20 protein-coding genes are annotated in these 20,071 nt (G+C 56.5%); 12 read left to right on the top strand and 8 right to left on the bottom strand.

Annotated features, from left to right (window positions below; genetic code table 11):
• Positions 1-82: 82 nt before the first annotated feature.
• Positions 83-2,209 carry an ABC transporter ATP-binding protein gene (locus VGE55_RS08680; RefSeq protein WP_331131309.1) on the top strand — a complete coding sequence of 709 codons (2,127 nt, stop codon included), beginning with the start codon at positions 83-85 and terminating at the stop codon, positions 2,207-2,209.
• Positions 2,202-2,687: a DUF1854 domain-containing protein gene (locus VGE55_RS08675; RefSeq protein ID WP_331131308.1), complete on the top strand. Its 486-nt coding sequence runs from the start codon at positions 2,202-2,204 to the stop codon at positions 2,685-2,687. Before VGE55_RS08680 ends, VGE55_RS08675 begins: the two co-directional genes overlap by 8 nt.
• A gap of 90 nt (positions 2,688-2,777) precedes the next feature.
• On the opposite strand, the gene flhC is transcribed toward VGE55_RS08675, so the two are convergent.
• Both flhC and flhD read right to left on the bottom strand, forming a co-directional pair.
• Positions 2,778-3,341, bottom strand: a complete 564-nt coding sequence (flhC, locus tag VGE55_RS08670; protein ID WP_331131307.1) for a flagellar transcriptional regulator FlhC — start codon at positions 3,339-3,341, stop codon at positions 2,778-2,780.
• A gap of 60 nt (positions 3,342-3,401) precedes the next feature.
• Positions 3,402-3,719, bottom strand: coding sequence for a flagellar transcriptional regulator FlhD (gene flhD, locus VGE55_RS08665; protein WP_331131306.1), 318 nt, complete (start codon positions 3,717-3,719; stop codon positions 3,402-3,404).
• Between the two features lie 202 nt (positions 3,720-3,921).
• Between flhD and VGE55_RS08660 the strand changes: the two genes are divergently transcribed.
• A complete protein-coding gene (locus tag VGE55_RS08660) occupies positions 3,922-4,806 on the top strand; it encodes an alpha/beta hydrolase (RefSeq protein ID WP_331131305.1) in 885 nt (294 codons plus the stop codon).
• Here the strand turns inward: VGE55_RS08660 and VGE55_RS08655 are convergent.
• The gene (locus tag VGE55_RS08655; RefSeq protein WP_331131304.1) at positions 4,779-6,254 is read right to left on the bottom strand and encodes an amidase; all 1,476 of its coding nucleotides are present in this window, start codon (positions 6,252-6,254) and stop codon (positions 4,779-4,781) included. The genes VGE55_RS08660 and VGE55_RS08655 overlap by 28 nt on opposite strands.
• A 133-nt stretch (positions 6,255-6,387) precedes the next feature.
• On the opposite strand from VGE55_RS08655, the gene VGE55_RS08650 reads away from it, so the two are divergent.
• From VGE55_RS08650 to VGE55_RS08630, 5 genes are all read left to right on the top strand, one after another.
• On the top strand, positions 6,388-6,774 hold the full coding sequence (locus tag VGE55_RS08650; RefSeq protein ID WP_331131303.1) for a YchJ family protein: 387 nt from the start codon (positions 6,388-6,390) through the stop codon (positions 6,772-6,774).
• 117 nt (positions 6,775-6,891) lie between these two features.
• Complete coding sequence (locus tag VGE55_RS08645; RefSeq protein WP_331131302.1) at positions 6,892-7,356, top strand: Hsp20 family protein; 465 nt, start codon at positions 6,892-6,894, stop codon at positions 7,354-7,356.
• Positions 7,325-8,035, top strand: coding sequence for a 5-oxoprolinase subunit PxpB (pxpB, locus tag VGE55_RS08640; RefSeq protein ID WP_331131301.1), 711 nt, complete (start codon positions 7,325-7,327; stop codon positions 8,033-8,035). Before VGE55_RS08645 ends, pxpB begins: the two co-directional genes overlap by 32 nt.
• Positions 8,028-9,017 (top strand): biotin-dependent carboxyltransferase family protein, encoded by a 990-nt coding sequence (locus VGE55_RS08635; protein WP_331131300.1) that lies wholly within the window; start codon positions 8,028-8,030, stop codon positions 9,015-9,017. The genes pxpB and VGE55_RS08635 overlap by 8 nt, the downstream gene beginning before the upstream one ends.
• Positions 8,983-9,726 carry a LamB/YcsF family protein gene (locus tag VGE55_RS08630; protein ID WP_331131299.1) on the top strand — a complete coding sequence of 248 codons (744 nt, stop codon included), beginning with the start codon at positions 8,983-8,985 and terminating at the stop codon, positions 9,724-9,726. The genes VGE55_RS08635 and VGE55_RS08630 overlap by 35 nt, the downstream gene beginning before the upstream one ends.
• Here VGE55_RS08630 and VGE55_RS08625 read toward each other — a convergent pair.
• From VGE55_RS08625 to VGE55_RS08605, 5 genes are read right to left on the bottom strand one after another with little or no spacing between them, the layout of a single operon-like run.
• A complete protein-coding gene (locus tag VGE55_RS08625; protein ID WP_331131298.1) occupies positions 9,714-10,109 on the bottom strand; it encodes a YkgJ family cysteine cluster protein in 396 nt (131 codons plus the stop codon). The genes VGE55_RS08630 and VGE55_RS08625 overlap by 13 nt on opposite strands.
• A gap of 11 nt (positions 10,110-10,120) precedes the next feature.
• Positions 10,121-10,540 (bottom strand): thioesterase family protein, encoded by a 420-nt coding sequence (locus VGE55_RS08620; protein ID WP_331131644.1) that lies wholly within the window; start codon positions 10,538-10,540, stop codon positions 10,121-10,123.
• Positions 10,541-10,552: 12 nt separating this feature from the next.
• On the bottom strand, positions 10,553-11,725 hold the full coding sequence (locus VGE55_RS08615) for an iron-containing alcohol dehydrogenase (protein ID WP_331131297.1): 1,173 nt from the start codon (positions 11,723-11,725) through the stop codon (positions 10,553-10,555).
• Positions 11,726-11,743: 18 nt separating this feature from the next.
• The gene (locus VGE55_RS08610) at positions 11,744-12,232 is read right to left on the bottom strand and encodes a DUF4442 domain-containing protein (RefSeq protein ID WP_331131296.1); all 489 of its coding nucleotides are present in this window, start codon (positions 12,230-12,232) and stop codon (positions 11,744-11,746) included.
• 28 nt (positions 12,233-12,260) lie between these two features.
• Positions 12,261-14,297, bottom strand: a complete 2,037-nt coding sequence (locus VGE55_RS08605) for an NADPH-dependent 2,4-dienoyl-CoA reductase (RefSeq protein WP_331131295.1) — start codon at positions 14,295-14,297, stop codon at positions 12,261-12,263.
• Positions 14,298-14,525: 228 nt separating this feature from the next.
• Here VGE55_RS08605 and VGE55_RS08600 point away from each other — a divergent pair, with 228 nt between their 5' ends.
• The 4 genes from VGE55_RS08600 to VGE55_RS08585 all read left to right on the top strand — a co-directional run bounded on the left by VGE55_RS08600 (position 14,526) and on the right by VGE55_RS08585 (position 20,058).
• On the top strand, positions 14,526-17,033 hold the full coding sequence (locus tag VGE55_RS08600; RefSeq protein ID WP_331131294.1) for an ABC transporter permease: 2,508 nt from the start codon (positions 14,526-14,528) through the stop codon (positions 17,031-17,033).
• A gap of 78 nt (positions 17,034-17,111) precedes the next feature.
• Complete coding sequence (locus tag VGE55_RS08595; RefSeq protein ID WP_414674985.1) at positions 17,112-17,642, top strand: group II truncated hemoglobin; 531 nt, start codon at positions 17,112-17,114, stop codon at positions 17,640-17,642.
• On the top strand, positions 17,639-19,078 hold the full coding sequence (gene rmuC / locus VGE55_RS08590; protein ID WP_331131293.1) for a DNA recombination protein RmuC: 1,440 nt from the start codon (positions 17,639-17,641) through the stop codon (positions 19,076-19,078). Before VGE55_RS08595 ends, rmuC begins: the two co-directional genes overlap by 4 nt.
• Positions 19,075-20,058, top strand: coding sequence for an asparaginase domain-containing protein (locus VGE55_RS08585; protein WP_331131292.1), 984 nt, complete (start codon positions 19,075-19,077; stop codon positions 20,056-20,058). Before rmuC ends, VGE55_RS08585 begins: the two co-directional genes overlap by 4 nt.
• Positions 20,059-20,071: the final 13 nt, after the last annotated feature.

Here is a 20,071-nt window from a genome sequence, read left to right as displayed (position 1 = left end):
TTCGCCGTCTGAAGCGGAATTGAATCGTCTGGCCGAATGCTGGACGAGAGGGCAGGAAGCCCAGGGTGTTTTCGGTTCCGACATGAATACACGACTTGAATTTTCCAAAAGCATCCTTGCCTTTAACGCGCAAGAAGTGATCGTGTTAGACAAGCTGTCTCAAGCCCCTGTTTTTCAAGTTAAATTGGCCGACATTGATCGCGTGGTCATGGGTGACCATGCTGGCCTGTCGACGATTCTGATCCACAGCGCCCATCGGCCCGTGTTTCGTTTTTATGCCAGTTTCAGCTTGCACCGCGCCATGGATGAGTTTGTGGGCATGCTGGAAGAGGCCATTCGCCAGGCAGAAGCAGGCACAGGCCACACAGCAACCATTGCGCACCCCGGTGTTCCGGCTTTGTTGGCCGATGACGATGTGGAAGGCGCTGCTTTTGAAGAGCCTGTGTCCACCCGCGCCTTGTTGCGCCTGTGGCGGTTCGCCAAGCCATACCAAGGCAAATTGTTTGTTGGTTTGCTGCTGACTTTGATGTCCACCGGGGCCACTTTGGTGGCGCCTTACCTGTCCATGCCCTTGATGGACGATGTGCTGATTCCCTTTCAAAACGGGCAACCCATGAACACCCACCTGGCTGCGCTGTATTTGGGCGGCTTGTTGGCGTCGGCTTTCGTGGCGGCTGGTTTGAGTTGGGCGCGCACTTATTTGCTGGCTTTGGTGTCAGAACGAATCGGTTCTGATTTGCGCACCACCACATTTCGGCATTTGATGAGCTTGTCGCTGGATTACTTTTCAGCCAAACGCACCGGCGACCTCATCTCGCGGGTCAGTTCTGAAACGGACCGTATCAACCTGTTTTTGTCGCTGCACGCGCTCGACTTTGTGACCGATGTGATCATGATCGTGATGACATCCGTCATCCTGATGAGCATCGATTTCAAGCTGGCGTTGCTCACCCTGTTGCCACTGCCGCTGATCGCCTGGATGATTCACTTGGTGCGTGAAAAGTTGCGCACCGGTTTTGAAAAAGTGGACCGGGTGTGGGGCGAGGTCAACAACATTTTGGCCGACACCATTCCGGGCATTCGGGTTGTGAAGGCCTTTGCGCAGGAAGACCGCGAAAGCAACCGGTTTTTGGCGGCCAACACCCGCAACCTGGAGGTGAATGACCGCATCAACAAAACCTGGTCGCTGTTTGCACCCACCGTCAGCCTGTTGACCGAGGTGGGTATTTTGGTGATCTGGATTGGCGGTATTTCCATGATCATGCACAACAACATCACGGTGGGTGTGTTGACGGCGTTTTTGGCCTACATCAGCCGGTTTTATTCCCGGTTGGATTCCATGAGTCGCATTGTGTCCGTCACACAAAAAGCGGCGGCGGGCTCCAAGCGCATTTTTGATATTCTGGATTACAAAAGCTCGGTGCCCGAAGCGGAAAATCCGGTGACCATCAGCAAATTGAAGGGTGACCTGGAGCTGCGCAATGTGTCGTTTCGCTATGGCAGCCGGCAGGTGCTCGATGGTGTGTCACTGAAAGTCAAAGCTGGGGAAATGATCGGCTTGGTCGGCCACAGTGGTTCTGGCAAAAGCACCTTGGTCAACTTGCTGTGCCGGTTTTATGACATCAGCGAAGGCGAGGTGCTGGCAGACGGCATAGATATTCGCAACATTCACCTGAAAACCTACCGCCAAAACATTGGCCTTGTGTTGCAAGAGCCGTTTTTGTTCTTTGGCACGATTGCAGAAAACATTGCCTACGGCAAGCCCGATGCCACCCGTGAAGACATCATAGCCGCAGCCCGTTTGGCCCACGCGCACGAGTTCATACTTCGACTGCCGCATGGTTACGACAGCCTGGTGGGCGAGCGTGGACAGAGTTTGTCGGGCGGTGAGCGCCAGCGTATTTCGATTGCGCGGGCATTGCTGATTGATCCAAAAATCCTGATTCTGGATGAGGCCACCAGCTCGGTTGACTCTCAAACAGAAAAGGAAATTCAGAAGGCGCTGGACAACCTGGTGATGGGGCGCACCACGATTGCAATTGCCCACCGCTTGTCCACCCTGCGCAAGGCAGATCGGATTGTGGTCATGGACCGCGGCAAGGTGGTGGAAGAGGGGCCGCACCAAGCACTGCTGGATGCCAAAGGCCATTTCTGGAATTTGCACCAGGCCCAGGAAAAACTGAAGCAGGAGCAGGCCCTGTATGAATAAGTCCTACCCCTACGCTCAACCCCGCGTGGTTGAAAGTGAAGACGGCATGTTGGCCTTGTTGGATGGAGAGCATTTGGTGGCCAAACCCATCCACCCCGTGCTGGCTTTTCCGTTTTCCAATCCACACAACGGCATTTCCCTGGTGGATGAGTACAGCAAGGAATTGCTGTGGCTGAATTCACTGGATGATTTGGATACGCCTTCGCGCCAAGTGGTTGAGGCGCATTTGGCCCGCCGCGAATATCGCCCGGTGATCCGCAAAATCACCTCGGTGAACACCTATTCAACGCCCAGCGTGTGGAACCTGGACACCGACCGTGGACCCTGCAAGTTTGAATTGCCTTCGGAGGAAAGCATTCGCCGTTTGGGTGGTCAGCGCCTGGTGCTTACTCACGCCAATGGTATGCAGTTCATCATTGAAAACATGGCCGAACTGGATGCCCGTTCGCGGCAAATTCTGGCCCGTTTCATGGCCTGAAAAAAACGCCTGCCTTCCAGGGAAGTGCAGGCGCATCGAAAGGTCCATTTCACTAGACCAGGAGAGGATGACAACAAGAAAACGGGTCGTTTAGGCGACAACCAGCGCTTCGTCATTGAAGAAGCGGGTGGCGGCGTCCTGTTTGGTTTTGCCGGCCCGTGAGGGCACGTTGCACAAACCACATTCATAATCTTTCACCAAGTCGTAGGTGTGCACCACGTAACGTCCACCGCAGCAAGTGCAGGGGGCCGTGGTCAACATGCCAGCATCGAAAAACTTCACCAAGCGCCAGGCGCGGGTCATCGAGAGCACCTCGGGCAAACCCAGTTGGGTAATTTGTTCGCGGTACATTTTGTAGGCTTGCACCAGGGCCTGGCCATCGTCCATGTCGGTCGCTTTGATGCAAGCGTCGTAAAAATTCATGAACAGTGAACCGTGGATATTGGGCTGCCAGGTCATGAACCAATCGGTGGAGAAGGGCAGCATGCCTTTGGGAGGGGACTTCTTCTTGATCTCCTTGTACAGGCGGATCAAGCGTTCGCGAGACAATTGGGTTTCACTTTCCAGCACCTGCAAACGAGCGTCCATGTGGATCAGTTCGGATGCGAGCTTGATTTGTTGTGCTTCTGAAATCAGTGATTTAACTTTGGCCATGATCAATCCCCTCTGTTGGATGATGTGTGCGTTGTTTGGTGTATTTCTTATTGGCTGGTTTTAGCCTTGAATCTCGACACTGCGGCCAGCCATCAGGATGGCGGCGTGCATGCCGGAGATGTTGCGGTCCTTGCCGTGGTCCGATGCCAGTTTCCACACTTGTGGATCGGTGAACCGCAGGCTGCACATGGGCAAGTCGCTGGCCGCCATTTTCAGCACCTGCGCTGTGGTCAGGTCAGAGAGTAGCTCGGCGGTTTGTTCGTCAATACCCAAGCGAATCACGGCTTCGGCTTTGTCGTCGTTGATCATTTGCTTGGCCAGCAGCAGGTAAGACAGGTTGGCTTCGCGGATTTGTTCCAGAATTTCGTTTGCTCGCATGGTGAACATCCTCCCTATTCAGTGCAGCAATCTTTTTTGACCGGCTTCTTTGCTTCCCACAAGCATCGTTGCCATGACTGAATTATGCTGATTCACACGGTGTTATTAAGCCGGATAAAATCGTTAAAAATGGGCAGATAAACACCCGTTCGTGTGTCAGAAAAAGCCTTACAACAACCCGTCACCCCACAGGACAAACACCATGAGCAATGCCTTGATGCGCTGGATCTGCCGCAGTTTGATCGATTCAAAAGTCAAGAAAATGGGGCTTCGCAAAGTCTCTGTCCGCACGGAAGACGGGCGCTGGGTGTACTTCCACGGGGGGCAAGGGCCCAACCTGGTGCTGGTGCACGGCTTTGGCGCCAACAAGGAAAACTGGTTGGCGCTGGCACCCAAACTCATGAAGAAATTCACCGTCTGGATTCCGGACCTGATCGGCTTTGGTGAATCCGACCGTCCAGAGGGCGCACCCTACAACATCGAGGCGCAAGCCGAGCGTTTGCGCCGCTGGGCCGCTGCGGTTGGCATGAATGATTTTCACGTGATGGGCAATTCAATGGGAGGCTATTTGGCTGGTGTGCTGGCGTCGGATTCTCAGGCCATGCCCATTGTCAAAAGCGCTTGCCTGTTGAATCCGGCTGGTGTGAAAGGCGCTGAGCACACGGCTGTGGGCAAAGCGTTTGCAGAAGAAAACAAGGTGGTGTTGGCACCCACAAACCTGGCCGAATTTCAATGGGTGATGAACCTGTGCTTCAACAATGCCGCCCCACCCATGCCCCTGTTTTTACAAAAGTACTTTGCTGGGATTGCAGTGGCCAACAAGGCTCTGCAGGACAGGATTTTTCGGGAATTCGTGAACCCGGAGACCAACCCACCCCTCAACGAACTGGTGGCCCAAGCCCGTATTCCCCTCATGGTGGTGTGGGGTGATTCCGATCAGTTGGTGCATTCCAGCGGTTTGGCCATTTTGAAACAGGCCAACCCAAGCCTGGTGGACGTGATGCTGGAAAACACGGGGCATTGCCCGCAAGCGGACCGTGCCCGTGTTGTCGCCAACGCTTATGAGGCTTTTCTGGCCGGGGTTTGAATCGCCTCGTCGCTTGTATCGCCAAACATCATCCTGAAAGGCTGGGCCTGTTCAATTTCATACGCCAGCGCCAGCAGCATGGCTTCTGTGCCCATGGCGCCTGCAAAATGAACACCCACCGGAATGTTTTGCCGAGTGTGGTGCATGGGCAGCGTGATGGCCGGGGCACCCGCCACGTTTTGTGCGGCAGTGTAGCTGGCAAAGTTCATCAAGCGTTCACGCGCAATCTCAAAGGGCAGGTCCAGGCCCAAATACCCAAGTGGCTGGGGTGGTTGTCCCAAGGTGGGCGACAGCAGCACATCCACTGAATTGAAGGCATTGTCATATTCCTGCGCAAAACCTTTCAGGCGGCGCAAGGCAAACGGAAACTTCCAAATGTTGCGGGTAAAGTGGCCTGACAAACCGTAGGTCAGTGGCTCCAGTGCATCCCGATCAAAGCCCCTGCCCATCACCCAAGGACCGAGGCGGTGGGTTGCTGCTGCCAGCATGCCCCAGTACAACAAAAAATCATCGGCAAACTGGGCAGACAAGGGGATTTCGATTTGCTCGACTTCATGCCCCAGCTCGCTGCACAGCTGTGCGGCCAGTTCAACCGCTTTCACGCATTCCGGGTCACTGAACTGGCCATCGATCTTTTTCACGAAATAACCAATTTTCAAGCGCTGATGGGCTGGTCCTTTGATGTGGCCCACTGGTTTGAGCGTTTTGCTGGGGTGGTGCTGATCCACCAAGGCCATGAAGCCTGCGGCGTCCCGCACGCTTCGACACACAACGCCGTCGGACACGATGTTGATGGGCAGGTTTTTCGCCATTTCATTGGGCGCCCCACGTCCTCGACTGGGCTTCAATCCAACCAAACCGCAGCAGGCGGCCGGTATGCGAATGGAGCCGCCACCGTCGTTTGCATGGGCGATGGGCACGACACCGGCGGCCACCAGGGCCGCAGAGCCACCGGATGAACCCCCCGTGGTAAAGCCCGTATTCCAGGGGTTTCGGGCAGGTTCACCCTTTGAATATTCTGTGGTGGCGGTAAAGCCGAATTCAGGCAGTTTGGATTTGCCAAGCAACACCAAGCCCATGTTTTCCAATTGTTGGGCAACCGCCCCATTGACTGTTTTACGCTCTGCCGTGGTGGCCAGGGAGCCATGTCGCGTGGGGTGGCCATTCAAGTCGATGTTGTCTTTCAAAAATGCGGGCAGGCCCGCAAACCCCGAGAACTGTCCGGCACGGTCCAGTGCTTCGGCTTTTTCCAGGGCTTTGTCGGCCTGAAGGCAAACCGTGGCTGAAATGTCCCGTTCAACCTTCATCAAACGGTTCAGTGCTGCTTGAACCAAGGCGGTTGATGTGGTGTTCCCCGTTTGAAGTTGTTCCGCCAGCGCTGTGGCATCGAAGTGTCCCAAGGCATCTTGCCCAAAAGCTGACACGGTTTTTCGAATGGTTTTTTTCATGGCAATGTGTGTCTGTTATTGTGTTGTGAGTGGCCCTGTATCAGGCCTGCCCACAGTCTAAAATGCTTTGTGCACGACTGTGTGCCAATTCCGGTCAATCGACTCTGTTTAACCATCAAACGTTTGTTTTTTTATGTCGCTTGTGTCGTGTCCCTGCCATCGCGGGCCCTATGAAACCTGTTGCAGGCCCCTACACCACGGTTTGTCGGTTGCTGAATCGGCCGAGGCGTTGATGCGAAGCCGGTACAGTGCCTACGCGCTGGGTCTGTCCCAGTATGTGTTGTCCACATGGCATGCCTCCACGCGCCCCGCACAATTGGATTTGCGGGCCGACCTGGAACAAGGCAAGTGGTTGGGGCTACAGGTGTTGAAACATGTGGCGCAGGGCGACACCGCGACCGTCGAATTTGTGGCGCGCTACAAGCCCAAAACTGCAGCGGCCAGCCGCTTGCACGAGCGCAGCCGTTTTGTGAAAGAGGGCGGGCGGTGGTGGTATGTGGACGGCGACTTGTTCGATTAAACAGGCCTCTTGAAATTCCGAGTGCAATCCATACATCGAGTGTGTGGGCAATGTCTCTGGGAGAGTTGCCTGCTTTCAAATAAATCCTCGATTGATTGCTTCTGAAGGAGAATGATCATGGCCACCATCGACTTGACCCCCCTGTACCGCAGCACCATCGGCTTTGACCGCATGGCCAGCATTCTGGACGCCGCCATGCGTGCCGATACATCCAATGGCTACCCACCCTACAACATTGAAGTACTTGAAGAAAACCGCTACCAGATTAGCCTCGCCGTGGCAGGGTTTGAAGAGAGCGAGCTGGAACTGGAAGTGGAGCGTGGTGTCTTGACGGTGCGTGGTCGCAAGGCCGAAGATGAGGAAAAACGTTACCTTCACAAAGGCATCGCATTCCGAAGCTTCGAGCGCAAATTCAATTTGGCAGACCATGTTCAGGTTGAAGGCGCCGCTCTGAAAAATGGCTTGTTGGTGGTTGAATTGCTGAAGGTGATTCCCGAGCAGATGAAGCCCCGACGCATTCCGATTGGTGGCAACACACTGCGCACCATTGATGGAGACGGTGATCAAAGCAAAGCAGCCTGACATTTATTGGCTTTCCGACCGGGCCTTGCAACTGGATGTGCACGGCCGGGTTTTGTCGTCTGAACGCCATGCACAACAACTGCTGGCTTTGTGGTCCGCGCTGAAAACATGGAGCGCATCGCTCGATTGGCCCTCGCATGAATGGGTTTTGGCAGACCAGTCCATCACCGCAGTCTTCAATGTGCCCCCGTCGTCGGTTCAGTTCATGGCACAGGTGTTGAGGCAGGTGGCAGAGCAAACTGCGCTTGCCAACGCCAGTCCAACCCCAACGGCACCCACCTCCCGTTTGCACACCATTGAAGTGGCCTATGGTCCATCGCACGGTGCCGATTTTGATCAGGTTTGCGCGGCACTTCACTGCACGGCTCAACAGCTCATTTCGCTGCACACACAGGCCGAATACACGGTTCAGTTTTTGGGTTTCCTTCCGGGGTTTGCCTATTTGCAGGGCACGCCGAAGGCACTGCATTTGCCACGCCTGAGTACACCGCGAAGCCGGGTGCCGGCGGGCAGTGTGGCCGTTGCGGCCGGCTACACCGCCATTTACCCCGGTGAATGCCCGGGTGGCTGGCACCTCATTGGCCAGGCCAAATTGCCGCTGTTCAATCCGGAACAGCAACCGCCCGCAGTGCTTCAGCCTGGCGACCGGGTTCGCTTTGTGGAGGCAGGGCATGTTTAAGGTGGTCAAAGCGCAGGGCTTGGGCCTGGTGTCCGACCTGGGGCGTTTTGGGGGGCTGGGGCAGGGCGTTCCCTTGGGTGGTGTGATGGACCCGTATTCATTCGCCTTGGCCAACGTGGCGCTGGGCAACCATCCGGGCGACGCTGGTCTGGAGTTCATGGGCTCGTTTGAACTGGTGGCGAGTAAACCCGGTGCGTTCATGCTGGCCACCCGCAGTGGTCAGGTGAAAGTGAACAAAGCACTCATCACCAGTGGTCGAATTGTACAAGTGGATGTGGGCGACATTGTTCAGGTTCATCCCGCACTGAGTAGCCTGGTGACCGCCTTGTGTGTGCGGGGCGGTATTCAGGTGCCCGAGGTATTGGGCGCGCGGGGTACTTGCCTGGCTGGCGGGTTTGGCGGTTACGCGGGCCGTGCATTCAAAGCGGGTGACGAAATTCGTGTGGATGTGGTGGACCACGACCGGTTTGACCGGGGACCGCGAACACACGCACCCACCTTGGCCATGCCTGTGGCCATTTGGCGCGAGGCCGGCGATAGCAAAACCGCATTGGACATTCATTGTTTGCCCGGCCCCGAATTACAACACTTGGGCCACACCGGGCACGAGTTGTTCACCGGGCAGCGCTACGTGATTGAAGCTGCCAGTGGCCGCCAGGCCTACCGTTTAAAAGGCCACCGTGCCTTGCCCACCCACAACATGCCGGCGATGCGATCACATGCCGTGCACCCAGGCATTGTTCAATTGCCACCCAACGGGCAACCCATGGTGCTGATGTGGGACGCGCAGGCCACTGGCGGATACCCACGCCTGGCCAGCGTGCTGCACTGTGAGTTGTGGAAGTTGGGCCAGGCGGCACCTGGTCAGCGCATTCGTTTCAGGCTGGTGGATGTCGCGAAAGCAGTGCAGTTGAACCAGCAACATGACAAAGAACGGCAGGACATTCTTGAACACATCCACACGCATTTTCATCAACGCTGACCTGGGCGAGGGGTGCGGTGCCGATGGCGATTTGTTTCCATTGGTGGACTGGGCCAACATTGCATGTGGCGGGCATGCGGGCGATGCGTTGTCCATGCAAACCGCCTGTGAATTGGCCCTCGCCCACCATGTGGTGGTGGGTGCGCACCCCAGTTACCCCGACCGGGAGGGGTTCGGCCGCCGCAGGCCCGACATTCCGTTGAATCGTTTGTTGGACGAGTTGTGTCGGCAGGTGGAGGCGTTTGAACAAGTGGCTTCACGAGTGGGTTTGACACCCGCGCACATCAAACCGCATGGGCAGTTGTACAACGATGCCGCGGTCAACCCCGATGTGGCCGAGTTGTTGGTTCGCCTGATGGAACGGTTTCCTGGACGCCGCCTGTTGGCGCTGGCGGGTAGCCCACAGGTAGGGTGGTGCCGCAGTGCGGGTGTTGAGGTGGTGGAAGAGGCATTTCCCGACAGGGCCTACACCCGCGAGGGGCGTTTGGTGCCGCGCCAGTTTGCGCATGCCATGGTGCGGGATCCTGATCAACTGAAAAAGCAAACCCTGGCCATGTTGAATCACACGCCGTTTCAATCCGAATTGGGCGAGCCCGTGGTGGTGAAGGCGCACACCCTGTGTGTGCATGGAGATATACCGCAAGCGGTGGACAACGCGAAAATGATTCGTACCGTGGTGAACAGTGTTGCCCGCGGTCAGTTGATTTGACGTTTCACATTCAAGGGCGGCATGCCGTGTTTGGCACGGGCCTGGTTGCATCGGGGGTTCAGTTCGCCCTGTTCATCGAACACATCGTACTCACGGCAGGGGCTGGGCCGGTTGGGGTAAATGGTGCAGCTCACCGATTCGCCAATGTTGCCTGCCAAAGCAATGCACCGCGGGTTGCTTTGTGAAGTGCCCTTCATGCAGGCCCGGTACGGGTTCATTTGTTGGGTCATGTCTTCCGGCACATAACCCCCTTCAGAGGCCGTGGTTTCGCCCCAGTAAAAACTGATCCGGAATGTGGAGCAACACACGCCACAACTTTGGCACAGGGCCTCCACATCTTCGGTGGTGGTCAACAGGGAGGGGGGTGTATGGTCGGCGCTCATGGTGAGCAGAACTATACACCAAGCAGGCCTTCAAGGGCTGCCCGAATGCGCTCAGGCAGCGGTGTGGGGCGGTTGGTGCTGCGGTTCACAAACACATGCACAAAATGCCCATCCGCACACAGTTCACCGGCTTGGTTAAACAGCGCCAGCTCGTAGCGCACTGAGCTGTTGCCCAGCTTGCCCACCCGCAGGCCAGCGGTGATGGTGTCGGGGTAGGCAAGGGGTTTGTGGTATTTGCATTGGCTTTCCACCACAAAACCAACCGTGTCGCCGCCGTGAATATCCAGTCCGCCCTGCTCAATCAAAAAGCGGTTCACCACGCTGTCAAAGTAGCTGTAGTACACCACATTGTTCACATGGCCATAAATGTCGTTGTCATGCCAGCGGGTTTGAACGGTTTGTTGGTGCGGGTAGCTGGAAAGCGCGGTCATGGTCATGGGTATTTAAAATGCAGCAGCATAGATGGCGCGTGCTGCGGCTTGGTCAATCTCTCTGGGGTTGTTCGACAGCAAACGGGTTTGCAGCATGGCGGCTTGGGCCATGGTGTCGAGGTCCTTTTCAGCAATGCCCACGTCGCGAAGTTTTACCGGCAAGCCTGTGCTGGGCGACAAGGTGGCAGTCCAGTCAATAAAACGGTCTGCCAGAGCTGCTGCAGGCTCATTCGATGAGCCCAAACCGACCACCACCGCCAACTCTGCATACCACTGCAAAGCCGCTGGCTTGTTGAAGGTCAGCACATGCGGTAACACCAGTGAATTGCTCAAGCCATGCGGCACATGGAAAATGCCGCCAATCGGGTAGGCCAGTGCATGCACACCGCCCACAGGTGAATTGGCAAATGCTTGTCCTGCCATGCAGGCGCCCAGCATCATGGCTTGTCGCGCTTCCCGGTTGCCGGGCTCTTGGCACACGGTGTGCAAGTTGGCCGCCAACAGGCGAAGCGCCTCACAGGCCAAAAAGTCGGCGTAGGGGTTTTTCAAGCGTTTGGACGTGTAAGCCTCAATGGCATGCACCATGGCGTCAATGCCCGTGGCGGCGGTCACGTGTTGCGGCAGGCTCAGGGTCCAGTCGGCATCCAGCACGGCCACATCGCCGTACAGCACCGGTGAGACCACGCCCATTTTGGTGTCGGCGCCGGTGGTCACAATCGAAATTGGGGTCACCTCGCTGCCGGTGCCCGATGTGGTGGGCAGCAGCACCAAGGGCAAGCGGTCGCTGTGCACATTGCCCACGCCATACATGGCCTGCAGCGCCTGCTTGCCCTTGGCCAGCACCGCAATCAGTTTGGCCACATCCAGTGTAGAACCACCGCCAATGGCCAATACCAAGTCGGCTTGAAAAGTTTTGGCCTCCTCGGCCACACGCAATACCAATGCTTCGGGTGGGTCGGGTTCTACATCGCTGCTCACCAGCACATTGTGGCCTTTGGCTTGCAGGGCGGCAATAATCGCTTGGAAAGTTGTGGTGGCTTGAATGAACGGATCAACCAACACAAACAGGCGTGCTGTGCTCAAGCCCCGCTCAACAAGCAGCGGCGTCAAAATGTCCGGCAGTCGCAAGGCGCTGCCTGATTCACACACCAACCGGTGTACAGTCCGAAATTCAAACGGGGCCATGCGCACAGTCTCCTGAACTTATCGCTTCGGTGTCCACGCCCAAACGGCGCGCACAAAAATCGGTTCCTTGCTTTCGCTGTCGGTCACCGTTACCGCCACATCCACTTCGCCTTTTTCCTGGGTTTGCATCAGGGTGATTTGCTCTTGCGTCAACATGGCCTCGGCGCGCAAGTCACCACTGCAACGTTTGCGGTAATCCACTTCCATGCGCTTGATGACGGGAATGGCGTTTGCCGGGACATTCAACCCCACCAAGGCGCCGGTGGCCGATTCAGCGGTCATCAACATCACCACCGCGTGCAAACCACCAATGTGGTTTTGCAGGGCTGTTTTGTTTTTGATGGATACGATGGCGTGATTGGTTTCAATCCACTCAAATTTGCAGCCTGTGGTGCGAAAGAACTTCACTGCACGGCCAAAAATAGCTGTGAATGCCCGGGTTTTCAGCGGCGTAGGCAACTTGTCAACCTGGGCATAAACCTTTTGCAGCATCGATTTCTGTGTCATGTCAATTCCTAAAAATAAAGTGCTGCAATTAAAGCGTTACGGCCAGGCGTGTGGCCTGGTTGATGGCCCGCTTGGCATCCAGTTCGGCGGCCACGTCGGCACCGCCCACGCGGTGAACGGGAATGCCCAGGGCCTTCAAGGGCTCTTCCATCTCGCGCAAGGGGTCTTGGCCAGCGCAAATGATGATGTTGTCCACTTCCAGAATTTCCGGTCCGTGAGCACTCATGATGTGCAGTCCACGGTCGTCAATCTTCAGGTATTCCACACCTTGCATAAAGTGCACTTTGCGGCTTTTCAAGCTGGCCTTGTGCACCCAGCCCGAAGTTTTGCCCAGGCGTTTGCCCAGCGGTTCATCCTTGCGCTGGCATAGCCAAATTTCACGTGCAGGTGCGGGTGGTTGCGGCATCACGCGGTCAATACCACCGGCGTTGTTGGGGTCAAAGGTAATGCCCCATTCCTTTTTCCAGCTTTCCAGATCGAGCGTGGGGGAGGGGTGTGAAAAGTCATGGGTCAGGTATTCCGACACATCAAAACCAATGCCGCCTGCGCCAATCACCGCCACTTTCTGGCCCACCGGTTTTTTGTGCAGCAGCACGTCGATGTAGCTCATCACCTTGGGGTGGTCTACCCCTTCAATGCCCGGCGTGCGTGGCTTGATACCGGTTGCCAAAATCACCTCGTCAAACTGGCCTTCGCGAATCAACTCAGGCGTTACGCGGGTGTTCAGTTTCACCGTGACACCGGTTTTTTTCAGCATGGCATTGAAGTAAGTCAGCGTCTCATAAAACTCTTCTTTGCCTGGAATCACTTTGGCCATGTTGAACTGGCCACCAATTTGGCCGCTTTGTTCAAACAGCACCACAGCATGGCCTCGGCGCGCTGCTTCCGTCGATGCGGCCAGGCCAGCCATGCCAGCACCCACCACAGCAATTTTCTTTTTGCGGGTTAGTGGTGCATCCACAATTTCAGTTTCGTGGCAGGCACGCGGGTTCACCAGGCAGCTCACACGCTTGCCGCCAAATGCATGGTCCAGGCAAGCCTGGTTGCAGGCGATGCACACATTGATCTCATCGGCCCGGCCTTCTTTGGCTTTGTTGGCAAACTCGGGGTCGGCCAACAATGGACGGGCCATCGACACCATGTCGCACTGGCCCTCTGCCAACAGCTTCTCAGCCACATCCGGCTTGTTGATCCGGTTGGATGCAATCACCGGTATGCGCAAGGTCTTCTTCAAGCGCGCCGTCAATTCAGCAAACGCAGCGCGGGGCACCGAGGTCACAATGGTGGGTACCTTGGCCTCGTGCCAGCCAATGCCAGTGTTCAGCAGGGTTGCACCGGCTTCTTCCACGGCTTTGGCAATGTATTCAACTTCTTCCCAGGTGTTGCCACCTTCCACAAGGTCAAGCAGCGAATGGCGGTAAATGATGATGAAGTTGGGCCCCACGGTTTCGCGAATGCGGCGAACAATTTCAACCGACAGTCGCGCGCGGTTTTCAACCGGTCCGCCCCAACGGTCGGTGCGGCGGTTGGTGCGTTTGCAAATGAACTGGTTCAGCAAATAGCCTTCCGAGCCCATCACCTCCACACCGTCGTAACCGGCTTCTTGCGCCAGTTTCGCGGCTTTCGCAAAGGCCGCAATGGTGCGGCGAATGCCGAAGTCGCCAATTTCGCGGGGCTTGAACGGGTTGATGGAGCTTTTGATATTGGATGCCGACACACTCAAAGGGTGGTAGGCGTAGCGGCCTGCGTGCAGCAACTGCATCACAATTTTGCTACCGTGCTTGTGCACGCCTTCGGTGATTTTTTGGTGTGGCTTAATGGCGCCTTTGCTGCTCATTTTTGAGGCAAACGGGTACAGCCAGCCTTCCAGATTGGGCGAAAATCCACCCGTGACAATCAGCGCGGTGCCGCCTTTGGAGCGGGCCTCAAAATAGGCCGCCAGCTTGTCAAAGTCCTTGTATTTGTCCTCAATGCCCGTGTGCATTGAGCCCATCATGATGCGGTTGCGCAGGGTGGTGAAACCCAGGTCCAGTGGGGAATTCAGAATGGGAAATGCATCCGACACGTTACCGTCTCCTAAAAAATCGGCAATTTTTTGTAATTAAGTTCTGTATGTTACTTCGCAGTAACTAAAAAATTTCGAATCTTCGCTCAAATTAGCACGGTCGGTCATTTTTTTCCGGGTTTCCTGGTCCGTATGCCGCAAATTCCTGTATTGCAGCGCATCACTCGGAACCGACCTTGGCGCCTCATGTCCTACACTGGTTGATCGTTGCACCTCATTGTTTCAGCCATGGCTTCCTTGTCATTTTCCACCTATTGGCTTCAACAAAGCCGGCGCGCTTCCTTTCGCATTCTGTTTGCGGCCCTGGTGTTGGCCGTTGCAGCCATTGCTTCCGTGGGTGTGTTTTCAGCAAGAATTGAAGCGGCCCTGTTGCGGGACGCCGCACAAATGCTGGGTGGCGACCTGGTGATTGAAACCAAACGAAACCCGGCCAACTCGCCCTGGCAGGCGCTCACGCAACAAGCCCCCTACAGCACCTTGAAGAAAGCCGAAAGCGTGGAGTTTCCAAGTGTGCTGCCTTCTGACAAAACGGACCTGTTGGTCTCGATGAAGGCGGTGGGTGGGGCGTATCCGCTTCGTGGCATGCTTAAAACCCAGGGGCTGGATGGTGCTGTGGACGACACACCGCACGGCCCCAAACCCGGCGAGGTTTGGGTAGACCAAGGGGTGTTGGGCAGTTTGAACCTCAGCTTGGGCGACAGGCTGACCATTGGCGACCTGCAGTTGTCTGTTACCCGCACCATTTTGGTTGAGCCCGACCGGGGTGGTGGTTTTGTCAACTTCGCACCGCGGGTCATGTTCAATCAGGCCGATTTGGCCGCCACGCATTTGCTGGGCATGGGGTCGCGCGCCACCTGGCGCACCTATTTTGTCGGCCCGGCCAGCACGCTGAGTGCCTTTACCGCCCAGCTCAAGCCCTTGCTGACACCGCAGGAGGAACTAGAAAGCCTCGCCAAAGGCCGCCCCGAAGTGAATGGCACGTTAACCCGCGCCCGTGATTTTCTCTCCATGGCCGCGTTGATCGGCACCTTGGTGGCCTGCGTGGGCATTGCCCTGGTGTCGCATTTGTTTGCGCGAGAGCAAGCCGAAGAACTCTCTCTGCTCAAAAGCCTGGGTTACACGCCGCGGCATTTGTTGCGTTTGCAATTGGCCGGCCTTGCGGGGCTCACGTTGATCACCGGGCTTCTGGGTGTTGGCCTGGGTTGGTTGGCCCATTGGGGTCTCATGGCATTGCTGTCTGGCCTCATCACGGTCGAGCTGCCCCTGGCGGGTTTGTATTTCTTACCCTTGGGTATGGTGCTGTCTGCGGTGCTGCTGCTGGGCTTTGGTGCCGCACCCACCTGGTTGGCATTCCAGGCCCCTGCCGTTGCAGTGCTCAGGTCACGGCCTTTGCGCACGGGCCGTTTGCAACTGGCGGGTTCTGTGCTGTTGGGCATGGTGGCTGCTTTGGTGGTGTGTTTGCTCATGGTGGATAACCGCACCCTGGCTTTGCTGCTGTTCGGTGGTTTTTTGTTCACCTCAGCCGTTTTTGCCGGCGTGTTCTGGGCATTGCTCAAGGGCTTGTATGTGGCCAGTCGCCAAGTGGCGCAACGCGCAGCCCGCATTGACGTGTTTCAAAGCATGGCCCGTCGCACCAGCCTGTTGGTGGTGCAGGGTGTGGCATTGTCGTTGGGTTTGAGTGCCTTGCTCATGCTGTCCGTGGTGCAGGGGGATTTGCTGGACCGTTGGCGTGCCGTCGTTCCCGACCATGCACCCAACCGCTTTGTGTTCAACATTCAGCCAGACCAGGTGGAGGGTGTTCGATCGACCCTCAGTTCCGCCAGCGAGGGACCTGTGCGGCTGTACCCCATGGTCCGTGGTCGACTGACATCCGTGAATCAACAAACCATCACGGCAGACACCTACAGCGACCAACGTGCACAGGCCTTGGTTCAGCGTGAATTCAACCTCAGTTTTACAGACCAGTTGCCCAGCCACAACCGCATTCAGGCTGGTCAATGGTTTGACCCCAACGGAAAAGCGGGCGCTGAGGTTTCTCTTGAAAAGGGCATGGCCGAGCGCTTGGGTTTGAAACTGGGTGATGTACTCAGCTTCGATGTGGCGGGCAGCCCTTTGCAGGCCACGGTGACCAGCATTCGCGACCTGCGTTGGGACTCGATGGAGGTGAATTTTTACGTCATTTTCCCCAGCGCGGTGCTCAAAGATTTCCCCCAAACCTGGATCACGTCGGTGTACCTGCCGCCAGATCAGGCCGTGTCGGTGTCGCGTCAACTTGTTCGGGAGTTTCCCAACCTGACAGTGCTGGATACAGCCCTCATCATTGGCCAGCTCCGAAACATCTTGGCGCAGGTCAGCCGTGCTGTTCAATTTGTGTTTTTGTTCACTGTGGCTGCGGGTGGCTTGGTGGTGGTGGCCTGTGTGTTGACGGGGGTTCGTGGCCGTTTGCGAGAATCAGCCTTGTACAGGGCCATGGGTGCATCCAGTGGGCAACTGCAGCGTGCAGCCTGGGTTGAGTTGGCACTTCTGGGAGGGCTGGCGGGGTTGGTGGCTGCCCTGGCTGCACAAGGGTTGGGTTGGGGTGTTGCCCGCTTCGTGTTTGAATTTGATTACACCGTTTCACCGCTGTATGTGATCGCCGGCGTGTTGGGCGGTGTGACCGTGTCGGTGGTATTTGGGGCGTGGTCGGTGCGCCGGGTGTGCAATGCACCGGTGATGCAAACGCTGCGGTGGGTGTAGTCCTGGACAGCCTATGGTCATCGACGACCTGTGGTGATCGACTACAATAAGAAACATTCACGCACACCACACCATCGCATGACCACAGAATCCGCTTCAAACCAGTTGGCTCCAACCCAGCCACCCATTCACTATTTCGGCAACACCACGGACGAGCAATTGCTCAATGTGCGCCGGTTGGTCGATACGTTTTATGACGAGATGGATCAAAACCCGGACTATGCGGTCATCCGACGGTTGCACCCAGCCAACCTCGACCATTCCCGTGAAAAGTTTTACCTGTTTCTATCGGGTTGGTTGGGCGGCCCTGACCTTTACAGCCCGCAATTTGGCCACCCTCGTTTGCGCATGCGCCACATGCCATTCCCCATTGCCAGCAGCGAGCGTGATCAATGGTTGCTGTGCATGGTGCATGCGCTGCGTGTGCTTGAACTTCCAGAGCGGGTGATTGAAGGGCTCATGATGTCGTTTTTCAGAACGGCTGACTGGATGCGCAACCAGGCCGACCCACCGGGTAGCGCCAAAGTTGGAATGCCCTCGGGTACGAGTGCATCCTCCGGGACCAACGGCATTCCCGGCATCACCATCAAAGGCGAAGACATTCAATGAGCAACAGCATGATGGATTGGTTGATGCCTGTATTGCTGGTTTTGGGCTTGTTGCAATTGTTGGGCATGTGGGTGCTGTGGCGTAAAAGCCAGGGTGGCGAGGCAGAAGCGTTGCTGTTGCCCCTGCAAACCCTTCAATCCGACCTTGAGGGGGTGCGCCATGCGCTGGCCCAGCAACGTTTTCAAAGTGACGAACTGGCCAAGCAATTGCACCAAATGGGGCTGGATGTTGAAGCCCGTTTGAACCGCCAAGCAGAGGGCTTACAGGGCAACCTGGCACAACAACGGACCGAAACCCAACAATTGCTGCAAGGCTTGCAGACGGTTGTGGGCCAACAGTTTTCACAGGGTTCGCAATTGCAGGCTGAACGATTAAACCAGTTTGCTGAAACCCTACACCGCACCAATGGGCTCATCAATGACCAGTTGAATCAAATCCGCCTCTCCCTGGAGCAGAAGCTGAAGGACATTCAACAAGACAATGCAGGCAAGCTGGAGGAAATGCGACGCACCGTGGATGAAAAGCTGCACGCCACGCTGGAACAACGCCTGGGCGAGTCTTTCAAGCAGGTGAGTGATCGACTTGAACAGGTGTACAAAGGTTTGGGCGAAATGCAAAGCCTGGCCACGGGTGTTGGCGACCTAAAAAGGGTGCTCACCAACGTTAAAACCCGCGGTACCTGGGGCGAAGTGCAGTTGCAGGCCTTGCTGGAGCAAATGCTGACCCCAGCCCAGTTTGGCCAAAACATCAAGCCGGTACCCGGTAGCAGCAATATTGTTGAATTTGCGGTTCGCCTGCCGGGCAAGGAAGACGACAAGCCGGTGTGGCTGCCCATCGACTCCAAATTTCCCAAGGAACAATACGAACGGCTCTTGGAAGCCTTCGACAGGGCCGATGCCGATGGTGTGGCCACTGCATCCAAAGCCCTGGAGCAGGCTGTGCGGCTGGAGGCCAAGAGCATCGCCGAAAAATACCTGGCACCGCCGTACACCACCGACTTTGGCATTCTCTTTTTGCCCACCGAAGGCCTGTATGCCGAGGTGGTCAAGCGCCCAGGTTTGGTTGATGAACTTCAACGCGTTCACCGGGTCACGGTGGCGGGGCCTATCACTTTGACCACGTTGCTCAATGCCTTGCAGCTCGGTTTTAAAACATTGGCTCTTGAGAAACGCTCCAGCGAGGTATGGACCATTTTGAGTGCAGTCAAAACCGAGTTCGGAAAATTTGGTGATGTGCTCGCCAAAACCAAAGACACCCTGGAGCGCGCTGCCAGAAACATCGAGGGTGCGGAGCAGCGTTCACGCGTCATGCAGCGCAAACTGAAAGGGCTGGACATGCTGCCTGAACAGCAAGCCATTCAGATTTTGGGCGTTGGGCAGGGCGATGACGGCACGGCAGGTGCCGATTCAGACGACGATGAAGGGCTCACACCATGAGCCTGCCTCGGCTGCATCTGATTGCCACCGGGGGCACGATTGCGGGCTTGAGTCATGCACCTGCCGCACAAGCTGCCCCTTGGTCGTATTCCGCAGCACAACTGAGCGCAGAGCAACTGCTGCAAGCCACACCTGATTTGCTGACCGCTGCACATTGGACGGTTGATCAGCCATACAGCATTGGCAGCCAGGATTTAACACCGCAGCATTTGGTGGTTTTGCGTGAGGCCGTGTTGAAGGCTTTGCGCGACCCGGCGGTCGATTCGGTCATCGTGACGCATGGCACGGACACTGCCGAAGATGCCTTGTATTTTTTGCACCTCACAATTCCCTTGGCCTTGCGTACCAAGGCCATACTGTTTGTGGCCGCCATGCTGCCATCAGACCATCCGGATGCAGACGGGCCCAGCAACCTACGGCAGGCATTTGCCTGGGCATCAACAGGCGATTTGGGCCCGTCGCCCCTTGGGTTGGCGATGCAGGGTCGTTTTATACCCGCTGAGAAGGTCACAAAATGGAGCACGGCCGGTGTGGCAGCGTTTCAGCCACCCACAGACGGCGCATTTGCGGAACGCATGGATGCGGATGGGCCCTGTGCTGGTCAGTATGTAGACTTCGATCCCGATCGGTTTACACAGGTGGAGGTTCCTGTGGTGTATTGCACGCCGGGGCCCGCGCCGTTGCATGCGGTGGAGTCAGCATTCAAACGCCATGTGCAGTCGGTGGTGGTTGCGGCACCAGGCCATGGCAACATTCCTGAGACTCTGGTGCCTGTGCTTCGAGATTGTTTGCTCGCAGGCATTGACGTGGTCAGGGCCAGCCGTGTGCCACATGGTGGTGTTGAGCAGGGCGGGGAATTCAATTCCCTCGATAATTTTCGGGTACCCCGGTCTGGTTGTGGCGTATTCCGGGAAGCGGGTGCATTAAGCCTGAATAAATTGGTTGTGCTTGAAATGCTAAGGCATTCAGTTCGAACCTGAGGGTGTTAAACCA

This window comes from Limnobacter sp., from assembly GCF_036405155.1.
Lineage (GTDB): Bacteria > Pseudomonadota > Gammaproteobacteria > Burkholderiales > Burkholderiaceae_B > Limnobacter.
Note: the sequence above shows the minus strand (reverse complement) of the source record. Positions and strands in the feature narration are given on the sequence as shown.